Genomic DNA, 11691 nt, shown 5'->3' with positions numbered 1-11691 from the left:
TGAAGTCGCCTTCGGGCGTGGTGAGGATCAGGTGAAGTCGGGGTCAGGCTCGTCGACGTAGGCGGGAGCCGCCTCGACCGGCCAATGCCGGCGGCCATTGTTGAGCACTCCTCGACTTTCCTGAAGGTAGCAGTTTCCGCAGAGAGACTCGTACGAGACCGACGCACCGTCGATCGCGACCTGGTCGCCGTCGAAGACGAACACCCCGTCGATCTTGCGCGCGTTGAAGATCGCCTTGCGGCCGCAGCGGCAGATCGTCTTCAGCTCCTCCAGGCTGTGCGCGACCTCCAGCAGCCGACGGCTGCCGGGGAATGCGACCGTCTGGAAGTCGGTACGGATGCCGTAGGCGAGCACCGGGACGTTGTCGAGCAGCGCGATGCGCAGCAGATCGTCGACCTGCGCCTCGGTGAGGAACTGGGCCTCATCCACCAGAAGGGCGCTGATGTCGGTGTCGAAGCGCTTGATGGTGCGTTCGCGGTGCCGCTGGAAGGCTCCATAAGCATCGGTCTCGGGCGCGATGAGGAAGTCGACCTCGCGAGTGACGCCCAGTCGGGACAGGATGCCCAGGTCGCCCTTCGTGTCGATCGACGGCTTCGTGAGCAGGACGCGGTGGCCGCGCTCCTCGTAGTTGTAGGCGGCCTGAAGCATGGCCGTGCTCTTGCCGCTGTTCATCGCTCCGTAGCGGAAATACAGTTTTGCCACGCACCGATCCTATGTGGCGGGGATGCCGGAAGCCCGACGGCGCGTCAGGTGAGGTACCCGTCCTCCGCAGCCCGGCGGATCAGGTCCGCGCGGGAACTCGTCGGACGACCGGCCTTCCCGTACTTCTCGCGCACCCGCCGCAGGTACGTCTTGGCCGTCTCGTACTGCACGTTCATGGCGCGCGCCACCTCGGACGTGGTCCGCCCATCGGCGTAGAGGATGAGCGCCTGCCGCTCTCCGTCGCTCAACCGCGGGCGGGCGGAATCGGGGATGAGCGGCTTCGGCCGCCATGCGGTCGGTGCGGCGGCGGCCCTGCCGACTCCGCGACCCGATGCCGACAGGGCTGCGGCGACGAGCTCCGTCATCGGCTGCGACTTGGTGACGTACGCGACGGCACCGGCGGCGAGCGCCGCATCCCGGTCCTCCGGGGTGTCCACGGCGCTGAGGACGACGACCTTCGCGCCGGCCGCGCGGCAGGTGCGGACGCGGGCTCCGATGGAGACCGATTCCTTCAGCTGCAGGTCCATGATGACGAGGTCGGTCGGGAACGCGTCGCTGTGCACCAGCTCCAGCCAGCTGCCGGCCCTCACGACCAAGTCGAACTCGGGTGCGTTCTTCTCGATCCACGACGCCAGGCTGTCGAGGAGGATCTCGTGGTCGTCGAGGATCGCCAGACGGATCGGCGGCTCCGCCGACCGTCCGGCGGCCGAGGTCGCCGTCGCTCCCGGTTCGTCCGGACGCAATAGTCTCATCGTCTTCTGCCTTCGCTGTCGGGGAATCCGCCTTCGGGGTAGGCGAATCGGATCGTGACGCCGTCACCGCGCAGCCGCATCGTGGCGCGCATGGCGACGGAGTTGAGGGAGCTGACGAACGGCAGGAGCTCGCGGCGCAGCTCGGCGCGGGGCTCGGCGATCTTCGCATGCAACGCGAACGACGGCCGTTCGGGTTCGCTCGCTTCGAGGAGGACGGACCGGGGTTCGAGGCCCGGGCGGGCGGCCACCGTCGCGATGAGGGCGCCGACGATGGCTCGCTGGTCGGCAGTCAGCACCCGTTCGAGGCGGTCCGGGTCGTCGACCCGCGGCCCGGTCCCATCGTCGATGGATGCGGCGGGCACCTCCACTAGTCTAGGTGCGAGCGCGAGTTCGAGGGTGTCCTCCAGCCAGGTGCGCGAGACGGCGCGCACGGACATCCCTCTGAGACGCTCGGCGATGCCTCGTGCGCGCACGATGTCGTCTTCGGTCACGGCGCCCCGATGGGCGATCGCCGTGAGGAACGGCACTGCCTCGGCGTTGAGCGCGGTCATGCGCTCCTGCGCGATCATCCTCTCGGCTGCCTGGCGGAGTTCGCCCTCCAACCGGAGCTGGCCTTCGCGCGCGACCTCGCGCCAGCGCAGCGTCTCGCCCGTCAGCGTCCAGGCGTACCCGGCGCCACCGGCGGCCAGGGCGAGGATGGGCGTCGCTGCCACCGTGGCGTACACCAGGGGGACGTTCGCGATGACGAGCGAGTGCTGGGCTCCGGCCAGCCCGCCGAGGACGATCGCGGCGACGACAGCCGAGCCGGCGACCTCGCCGATCGGGCGGTACAGCGGCATGGCGATGAGCAGGAGCGCGACGGCGATCTGACCCCAGTCGTCTTGGATGCGTTCGTTGCGGCCCCACACGGAGGAGTCGAACAGCGCTGCGGCGGTGACGGCGAACGCGACCACCGAGAAGTGGGACCAGCGGCCGAACGGGGCGAGCCCGGGATGGGTGCGGAGGGTGGCGATCACGACGGAGAGGAGGAGGACGCCGATGGCGACGATCGCGAGGGAGACGCTTCGCAGTTGGTCGGCATGGATGATCGTCGAGTACACCGCGTATGCCAGCGCGACACCTCCGAGCAGGGGCACCAGCGGCCAGGCCGATTGGGCTCCGAGCGGGTCCAGGCGCTGGGGCGTCCGCTCGAGCGTCACGGAGCGCGCTCCGACGATCGTGCGCGGGTTCAGGGCGGTCATCCGGCGCGCCCCTCGGAGACGGCGGCTTCCGGGCCGATCGGAACCGTCAGGATGACGGTGGTCCCTACATCGGCGCTGGAGTAGATGTCGACCGTGCCGCCCACCCGGGCGATGCGGTCGCCGACGGACTGCCGGAGACCCAGCCGATCGGCGGCAGGAGCCGACGTCGGGAAGCCGCTTCCGCCATCCACCACCATGACCGAGAGGGAGCCGCTGCCGGCCGACAGCGCCACCTCGGCGCTCGGGCTCCCGGAATGCCGGACGACGTTGACGAGGCACTGCCGGACGGCCAGACCGAGGGCGCGACGGGCGTCGTCGCCGAGGGTCGTGTACGCCGTGCGGTCGCCCGAGATGTCGACCGTGAGCCCCTCGTCGCGCGCCGCCTCGATGGCGCGGTGGAGCTCGCTGTCGTACCAAGGATCCGCGTCTCGTATCCCCGCGAGCCCGGCGACCCGTGGGGCTCCGGCGACCCCGGCGACCCCGGCGACCGCGGCGGCCCCAGGAACCCCGGCCCCGGCGACGCCGAGGCCATCCGCTGTCGGCACGGCGGCGAGCCCGCTGAGGTCGGCGTCGATGCGGCGGGCGAGTCGCTCGTCCAGTGGCCCGGGCTGCGCACCGGCGACGGCCACCAGCTCGCTGAGCACCGTGTCGTGGAGATCGGCGGTGGATGCGGCCAGCAGCTCTCGGCGGAGATCGACCAGCCGGGCGTCGCGCACCGCGCGATGCAGGGCCGCCTGCGCACGTGACCGTGTTCCCCGGGTCAGTCCGTCATAGGTGAGCACGCCGACCAGGAGGAGGTACGCCCCGAGTGAGATGGCGTCGGGAATGTACGCACGCCCGGTCGTCGCAGCACCGAGGATCACGGCCGCCTCGGCGAGGGCGAAGCCGAGAGTCGCCCACAGGATTCCCGCGAGCGCCCCCGTGCCCGTTCCGCCGACGAGCGTCATCGCGACCACCGGCAGAGCGACCACGAAGAGATTGGTGTCGGTGTATGCCGGCGTGCTGGTGAACAGGGCGACGACGTAGAAGTACGTGCAGACGGTGCCGACGAGGAGGTACGCGATCGTGAGACCCGCCGTTCGGCCGCGGGCCAGCGCCAGCAGCAGGGCGACCATCGGCATCAGCACGAGCAGTGTCACCCAGGAGGTCACGTTGCCGTCCACCAGGCTCGCGGTGCCGACGTTCACGACGGCGGCGGCGAGGCAGATCAGGCCGGCCCAGCGGGCTGCTGTGGCGAGGGCGCGCGAGTTCGCAGGTCGTGCCAGATGGCTGGGCAGACCGAGCGACACGTCGTCGTCCCTTCCGGACCCGAGCACTCCTCGGTCCCTCCCGGATTATGGCATCCGACGCGGACTCTGTGTACCCCGGCCGCTCGTACCCCGATCGACGCGCGTCCGGACATCGCGACCGCACGATGTCGCTGTGGAGTTGACTCGGAGAGGACCACTCTCAGAACAGGGTCGGCTGAACCCCCAATCCGGTCAGGGATGCACTCACGATCGACGCCGCGTCCGGCGCCTCTCCCTGCGACGCGGCCGATCCGGCAGAGCGCGGCGCGGATCCCGCCGAGGCGGACCCCGTGGCACGCACAGCAGACCCCACCAGCTGCCGCTCCCCCTCGTCGTCACGCAGCATCCCGAGCGCACTGGAGCGGACACCGCCGGTCATCGGATCTTCGCGACCGCGCTCCAGACCATGCGCTCGGATCAGCGGCTTGATCCGCCCGGCGAGCCATCGGCGATACTCCTGCGGCGCATAAGTTCCACGCCCGTACATGCGCCGGTACTGCGGGAGCAGCTCGGGATGCTCGCGCCCGAGCCACAGGTAGAACCACTCCTTGACGCCCGGCTTCAGGTGAAGCGCCGAATAGAGAACGGAGGTTGCGCCCGCCTCCTTCGCCTGCCGCAGCGCCTCGTCGAGGTGCGCGCGAGTATCGGTGAGGTACGGGATGATCGGCATCAGGAAGACGCCGCAGTCGAGGCCGTGCTCGCGCACCGCTGTGACCGTCGCGAGTCGAGCCTTGGTCGTCGGAGTGCCGGGCTCGACCGACTGCTGCAGGTCGTCGTCGTAGACCGCGATCGACATGGCGAGATCAACAGGCACCCGCTTGTTCGCCTCGACCAGCCGGTCGAGATCGCGCCGCAGCAGTGACCCCTTCGTGAGGATGCTGAACGGCGTGCCCGAGTCGGCCAGCGCGTCGATGATTCCGGGCATCAACCCGTACCGGCCCTCCGCCCGCTGGTACGGATCGGTGTTGGTGCCCAGTGCGACCGGATGATGGCCCCAGCTGGGCTTGGCGAGCTCCTTGCGCAGCACATCGGCCACGTTCACCTTGACGATGATCTCGTTGTCGAAGTCTTTGCCGGAGTCGAGGTCGAGGTAGGTGTGCGTCGGCCGCGCGAAGCAATACACGCAGGCGTGCGAGCACCCCCGGTACGGATTGATCGTCCACCCGAACGGCATCGGCCCTCCGCCACCCGGGATGCGGTTGAGCGCCGACTTCGCCAGCACCTCGTGGAACGTGATGCCGGCGAAGTCGGGGGTGCGCACGGAGCGCACCAGATTGTTCAGCCGCGCAAGCCCGGGCAGGGCGGACGGCTCATCGACCGACAACTCCTGACCACTCCAGCGCATGCCTCTATTCGAACATATGTTCGAATCTTAAGCAAGGTGCACCGTCTCCCCCTTCCACCCGGAGCGGAGCCAGCGGTCGTGGCTCGCGACCACGACCGCGCCCGGGTAGGCGCCCAACGCATCCTCCAGTTCCGTCGCGAGCGCCAGGGAGAGGTGGTTGGTCGGCTCGTCGAGCAGGAACACGTGCGGCGGGCGGGCGAGGATCAGGGCCAGCGCGAGCCGGCGCTGCTGACCGATGGACAGCGCGCCGACCGGCCGGTCGGCGTCGCGCGGGGCGACGAGCCCGAGCGAAGTGAGCGGCACGGCCTCCGCCCTCCGCTCCCCCACCGTCGCCTCGTAGATCCGGCGCGGCGAGAGCGCCAGGTCGGCGAACCGCACATCCTGCTCCAGCAGTCCGACGCGGAGCCCGCGCCGACGCTGAACGGCACCACTCGTTGGTTCGAGGCGACCGGCGAGCACGGACAGCAGCGTCGATTTGCCCGCCCCGTTCGCGCCCGTGACGAGGATGCGGCTGGACGGCCCGACGGCGAACTCGTCGACCTGGAGGCGGCCCGGGACGCGCACCTGGCGCGCCTGGACCAGCAGCCCCGACCCGTCGCCGAGCACCTGGAACCCGGACGGGATGCCCGCGAACTCCAGGCGAGCCGGCGGCTTGCGCACCTGACCGACGCGCAGTTCCTCCAGCCGTCCGTCCGCGTTGCGGATGCGCCGGCTGATCTGCCGGTCGAGGGCGTTGCCCTTGAACGCCTTGGCGAACTTGTCGTTGTCGCGCACCTTTCCGGACCAGGCGATGGATCGCGCGGTCACGTCAACGGCGCGCTCGAGTTCCTTGAGCTCGTGCTGCTCGTCTGCGTACTGCTTCTCCCATCGCGCGCGCTCCGCCTCCTTCTCTGCCAGGTACGCGCTGTATCCGCCGCCGAACACCGTGGTGCCCGAGCGCGCGGGGTCGAGGTCGAGCAGGCTGGTGGCCGCCGCGTCGAGGAACGCGCGGTCGTGGCTGGCGAACACGACGGGTCCCGCCCACCCCCGCAGCTGTCGCTCCAGGAAGGACGCCGCCTCGTCGTCCAGGTGATTCGTCGGCTCGTCGAGCAGAAGGGCCTCCGGGCGGGCGAGGAGCAGAGCGGCGAGCGCGAACCGGCTGCGCTGACCGCCGGACACCTCGCTCAATGTCCGCGACAGCGGGATGCCGCCGACACCGAGTCCGTCGAGCAGCTCGTCGCGGCGGGCATCGACGGTCCAGATCTCGGCGCGCTCGGCCGCCGCGAGGGCGGCGTCATAACGCGCGTCTGAGGCCGGATCGCCGGAGCCGAGCGCAGAGGCCGCCTCCTCGAGTTCACGCTCGATCGCACGAACGTCGGCGAGCGCGTGCTCGATCACCGCCGCGAGGGTGTCGCCAGGCTCGAACTGCACCTCCTGCCAGAGGAAGCCGGTCCGTTCCGGCCGTGTGAGCAAGCCCGCGTCGGGCGCCTCGGCGCCGGCCAGGACCCGCAGCAGAGTGGATTTGCCCGCGCCGTTCTCGCCGATGAGGCCGAGCCGGGTGCCGGGTCCGACCGTGATGGAGACGTCGGTGAGCACGCGACGATCGCCGTAGGCGACCGAGACGCCCTCAGCGCGAAGCGGGGTGAGAGTGATCGTTGGCATGGGGAACCGCCTTTCCGGGCGCTCCACGAGGAGCGGTTTCCCGCCGGGCGATCTCCGTCGTGAGTGGCGCCGGAGCGCCCAGGTGCCTGACCGGGCAGCGCAGCGACCGAAGGGTCCTCACTCACATCGACGGCGCCTCAGGCGCGGGACGTCAGGAGGTTCTCACTTCATAGCGTGGACGACCATAACAGGTCGTCCACGCCGTTGTCCAGAGGATGCGTCCAGAAGACGCGTCCAGAGGACTATTGCTGCAGCTGCAGGGTCTCCGCCGTCGTGTCGAGCACCCGCTTGGCCTCGTCCGGGCGGTCGTTCAGCGTCGTGCCGACCGTCGGGATGAGCTCCTTCAGCGTCGGAAGCCAGTCGCCGAAACGGTCGGGGAAGCAGTGCTTCAGCAGGTCCACCATGATCGGGACGGCGGTGGATGCGCCCGGCGAGGCTCCGAGGAGGCCGGCGATCGAGCCGTCCTCCGCCGCGACCACCTCGGTGCCGAACTGGAGGACCCCGCCCTTCTTGGCATCCTTCTTCATCACCTGTACGCGCTGGCCCGCGGTGATCAGCTCCCAGTCCTCCATCTTCGCCGTCGGCATGAACTCCTGCAGCGCCTTCAGCTTCTTCGCGCGGTTGGCGAGCAGCTCGCCGACGAGGTACTTGATGAGGTCGAAGTTGTCGCGGGCGACGGCCAGCATCGGGCCGATGTTGCCGGGGCGGACGGAGCCGGGAAGGTCGAACCACGAGCCCGTCTTCAGGAACTTCGGGCTGAATCCGGCGTAAGGACCGAACAGCAGCGACGCCTGGCCGTCGACGACACGGGTGTCGAGGTGCGGCACCGACATCGGCGGGGCGCCGACGGCGGCCTTGCCGTAGACCTTCGCCTGGTGCTGCGCGACCAGCTTCGGGTTCGTAGTCCGCAGGAACTGACCCGAGATCGGGAACCCGCCGAAGCCCTTGATCTCGGGGATGCCGGACTTCTGCAGCAGGTGCAGCGCACCGCCGCCCGCGCCGACGAAGACGAACCGTGCGGTCGCAATGTGAGGGGTGTTGCCGACCTCGTGCTTGACGTTGAGCCGCCAGAGGCCGTCCTTGGTGCGCTTGATACTGCGGACGGTGTGATTGAGAGCGAGCTCTGCACCGTTCTCGATCAGGTTGTCGATGAGCGCACGCGTCAGGGCACCGAAGTCGACGTCGGTGCCGGAGGTCTGCCGGGTCGCGGCGATGCGCTGCTTCGCGTTGCGCTTCTTGGTCAGCAGCGGGGTCCACTCGCCGATGACCGCGGGGTCTTCGGAGTACTCCATCCCCGCGAACAGCGGCTGGTCCTTCAGCGCCTCGTAGCGCTTCCGGAGGTAGCGCACGTTGTCACGGCCGCGCACGAAGGTCATGTGCGGCGTGGAGTTGATGAAGGTGTGCGGCTCGGGGAGATCGCCGGCGGCCACGAGGCTCGCCCAGAACTGCCGGCTGAGCTGGAACTGCTCGTTGATGCTGATCGCCTTGGCGGGGTCGACGGTGCCGTCGGAGGCCTCGGGCATGTAGTTGAGCTCGCACAGGGCGGCGTGGCCGGTGCCGGCGTTGTTCCACGGGTTCGACGACTCCTGGGCCACTTCGCCCAGGCGCTCGTAGATGCGGATGCTCCAGTCGGGCTGGACACGCTGGATCATGGCCCCCAGCGTCGCACTCATGATGCCGCCGCCGATCAGGACGACGTCGATGGGAGAATTGCTCACCCGTCAATCCTATGATGCGGCGACGACCGGACCGCCCGCGCGAGCAGACGCGGTCCGCGGCCGCGCAGTTATCTCGATATCGAGATAACTGCGCTCACCCGGCGAACGGCCCGAGTCGATCAGGCGGTGACGGGATTCGTCAGGCGCTCGGCCACCAGCTCGGCGATCTGCACCGCGTTGAGCGCTGCGCCCTTCCGCAGGTTGTCGTTGCTGATGAACAGCGCGATGCCGCGGCCTTCCGGCGCACCCTCGTCCGCGCGGATGCGGCCGACGAAGCTGGGGTCGCTCCCTGCGGCCTGCAGCGGGGTCGGGACATCCGTCAGCTGAACGCCGGGGGCGTCGGCCAGCAGTTCGGCGACGCGCTCGGGGCTGATCGGCTTCTCGAACTCGGCGTTGATGGAGAGCGAGTGACCGGTGAACACGGGGACGCGCACGCAGGTGCCGCTCACGAGGAGACCCGGCAGGTCGAGGATCTTGCGCGACTCGTTGCGCAGCTTCTTCTCCTCGTCGGTCTCATTGAACCCGTCGTCGACGATGGAGCCGGCCAGCGGGATGACGTCGAACGCGATCGGACGGACGTACTTGACCGGCTCGGGCAGCGTCACCGCCGAGCCGTCGTGCACCAGGTCGAGCAGGTGCTCGTCGGCGATCGCGGCACGCGCCTGCTCGGCGAGCTCCTCGGCACCGGCGAGACCGGAGCCCGAGACTGCCTGGTAGGTGCTGACCACGAGGCGCGACAGGCCGGCCTCGTCGTGCAGCGGCTTCAGAACCGGCATGGCCGCCATGGTCGTGCAGTTCGGGTTCGCGATGATGCCCTTGCGCGCGTCGGCGATGGCGTCGGGATTGACCTCCGAGACGACGAGCGGGACGTCCGGGTCCATGCGCCAGCCGCTCGAGTTGTCGATCACGATGGCGCCCGCCTCGGCGAACCGGGGGGCGTGCGCCTTGGAGCCCGTGGCACCCGCCGAGAACAGGGCGATGTCGATGCCGGAGACGTCGGCGGTCGCGACATCCTCGACCGTGATCTCCTGGCCCTTGAACGGCAGCGTCGTGCCGGCCGAGCGGGAGGAGGCGAAGAAGCGGATGCTCTTCACCGGGAACGCGCGCTCCTCCAGCAGCCGGCGCATCACGCCGCCCACCTGGCCGGTCGCGCCGACGACGGCCAGACGGACGCCGTTGCTGTCGAAATCGGTGAACTCGGTCATGTCAGCCCCTTGGGTCGTTTCGTGTGGTCAACCGCGCCGGTCGCGCGGCCATTCCCGTTCGCCGCGCGTACTACCGGCCGGTGCCGGCGTAGACGACGGCCTTCTCATCCCCGTCGAGCCCGAAGGCCGTGTGGACGACGCGGGCGGCCTCAGCAACCGTGTCGGCGCGGGTGACGACCGAGATGCGGATCTCGCTGGTAGAGATCATCTCGATGTTGATGCCCGCGTCGTAGAGCGCCTCGAAGAGCTTCGCCGAGACCCCCGAGTTGGTGCGCATCCCGGCGCCGACCAGGGCCAGCTTGCCGATCTGGTCGTCGTACTGGAGGGACTGGTAGCCGACCTCGTCGCGCTCGGCGGTGAGGGCGGTCAGCACGCGCTGCCCCTCCGACTTGGGGAGGGTGAAGGAGATGTCGGTGAGGCTGGTGGCCGCAGCGGACACGTTCTGGACGATCATGTCGACGTTCGCGTTCGCCTTCGCGACGATCTTGAAGATCTGCGCGGCCTTGCCGGGCACGTCGGGCACGCCGACGACGGTGATCTTGGCCTCGCTCAGGTCGGTGGCCACGCCGGAGATGATGGGCTCTTCCACGGTTCCATCCTTCTTGGCGGCCTCGGCGGCCGCTGCTTCGTTGAGGACATACGTGCCCTCCTTGTTGGAGAACGACGAGCGCACGTGCAGCGTCACGTTGTGTCGCCGTGCGTACTCGACGGCGCGGATGTGCAGCACCTTTGCGCCGGCGGCCGCGAGTTCCAGCATCTCCTCGCTGGTGATGCGGCCGATCTTGCGGGCGAGCGGAACCTGCCGCGGGTCTGAGGTGAAGACGCCGTCGACGTCGGTGTAGATCTCGCAGACCTCCGCGCCGAGGGCGGCGGCGAGGGCGACGGCCGTCGTGTCGGACCCGCCGCGGCCGAGGGTGGTGATGTCGCGCGACTCCCGGCTGAAGCCCTGGAATCCGGCGACGATCGCGATGGCGCCCTCGGTCAGCGCATCCTGGATGCGGCCGGGCGTGACGTCGACGATGCGTGCGGAGCCGTGCTGCGCATCGGTGATCATGCCGGCCTGGCTGCCGGTGAACGATCGGGCGTCGTATCCCATGCTCTTGATCGCCATCGCGAGCAGCGCCATCGAGATGCGCTCACCCGCGGTGAGCAGCATGTCGAGCTCGCGGGGCGCGGGGATCGGGGTGACCTCGTGCGCCAGGTCGATGAGCTCGTCCGTCGTGTCGCCCATGGCAGAGACGGCGACGACGACCTCGTTGCCGGCCTTGCGCGTCTCGACGATGCGCTTCGCGACGCGCTTGATGCTCTCAGCTGTCGCGACGGACGAACCGCCGAACTTCTGGACGATGAGGGCCACAGACTCTCCTGAACTCACGGGCTTCCCATCCTACCGATCGGGATATGACCGTTCCTTCATGTGACGACACCTGTGGACAAGGGCGGTCATCGGAGGAGGTGTGCATGCGGAGTGCCGAACGGAGGAGTTCGCGGGGCGTTCCAGAGCCGACTTCCTCCGTTGAGGAGCGGCACACGGCGTGGCGGGTGAGGACTCCTCCGTTCCGGGCGTGGCACGACGTGATGCGGAAGGGAGGAGTCTGCGCGCGAGATGGACGGGATCTGCGCAGAACGGAGGCCGATGCCCCGCCGTGGAGGTGGGAACTCCTCCGTTCCGCACCGCGGGAGTGGGGGCTGAGCAGAGGTGAGTGCTCAGCGGAGGTGGGGCTGGGCGGAGGTGGGCGGAGGTGGGGCTGGGCGGAGATGAGTACTCCGCGGAGGTGGGGCTGGGCGGAGGTGGGCG

9 protein-coding genes are annotated in these 11691 nt (G+C 69.4%); all 9 read right to left on the bottom strand.

All coding sequences use genetic code 11. The features are described from left to right. Nucleotides 1–27 precede the first annotated feature (27 nt). The gene (locus J2Y42_RS08520; RefSeq protein WP_309856903.1) at nucleotides 28–702 is read right to left on the bottom strand and encodes a thymidine kinase; all 675 of its coding nucleotides are present in this window, start codon (nucleotides 700–702) and stop codon (nucleotides 28–30) included. A 44-nt stretch (nucleotides 703–746) separates the two neighbouring features. After that, a complete protein-coding gene (locus J2Y42_RS08515; RefSeq protein WP_309856901.1) occupies nucleotides 747–1454 on the bottom strand; it encodes a response regulator in 708 nt (235 codons plus the stop codon). Continuing rightward, the gene (locus tag J2Y42_RS08510) at nucleotides 1451–2695 is read right to left on the bottom strand and encodes a hypothetical protein (RefSeq protein WP_309856898.1); all 1245 of its coding nucleotides are present in this window, start codon (nucleotides 2693–2695) and stop codon (nucleotides 1451–1453) included. The genes J2Y42_RS08515 and J2Y42_RS08510 overlap by 4 nt, the downstream gene beginning before the upstream one ends. Next, the gene (locus J2Y42_RS08505; RefSeq protein ID WP_309856896.1) at nucleotides 2692–4011 is read right to left on the bottom strand and encodes an ATP-binding protein; all 1320 of its coding nucleotides are present in this window, start codon (nucleotides 4009–4011) and stop codon (nucleotides 2692–2694) included. Before J2Y42_RS08505 ends, J2Y42_RS08510 begins: the two co-directional genes overlap by 4 nt. A 133-nt stretch (nucleotides 4012–4144) precedes the next feature. Next, entirely contained in the window at nucleotides 4145–5329 is a 1185-nt protein-coding gene (locus J2Y42_RS08500; RefSeq protein ID WP_309856894.1) for an Rv2578c family radical SAM protein, read from the bottom strand. A 27-nt stretch (nucleotides 5330–5356) separates the two neighbouring features. Further along, nucleotides 5357–6970: an ABC-F family ATP-binding cassette domain-containing protein gene (locus J2Y42_RS08495; protein ID WP_309856891.1), complete on the bottom strand. Its 1614-nt coding sequence runs from the start codon at nucleotides 6968–6970 to the stop codon at nucleotides 5357–5359. A gap of 242 nt (nucleotides 6971–7212) precedes the next feature. Beyond that, on the bottom strand, nucleotides 7213–8688 hold the full coding sequence (locus J2Y42_RS08490; protein WP_309856888.1) for a malate:quinone oxidoreductase: 1476 nt from the start codon (nucleotides 8686–8688) through the stop codon (nucleotides 7213–7215). Between the two features lie 119 nt (nucleotides 8689–8807). Beyond that, entirely contained in the window at nucleotides 8808–9893 is a 1086-nt protein-coding gene (locus J2Y42_RS08485) for an aspartate-semialdehyde dehydrogenase (RefSeq protein WP_309856885.1), read from the bottom strand. A 70-nt stretch (nucleotides 9894–9963) separates the two neighbouring features. After that, nucleotides 9964–11250: an aspartate kinase gene (locus J2Y42_RS08480; RefSeq protein ID WP_309858078.1), complete on the bottom strand. Its 1287-nt coding sequence runs from the start codon at nucleotides 11248–11250 to the stop codon at nucleotides 9964–9966. Nucleotides 11251–11691 lie beyond the last annotated feature (441 nt).

The sequence above is a fragment of the Leifsonia sp. 1010 genome (assembly GCF_031455295.1).
GTDB lineage: Bacteria > Actinomycetota > Actinomycetes > Actinomycetales > Microbacteriaceae > Leifsonia.
The sequence above is the reverse complement of the archived record's forward strand: the minus strand, read 5'-3'. Positions and strand labels throughout refer to the sequence as shown.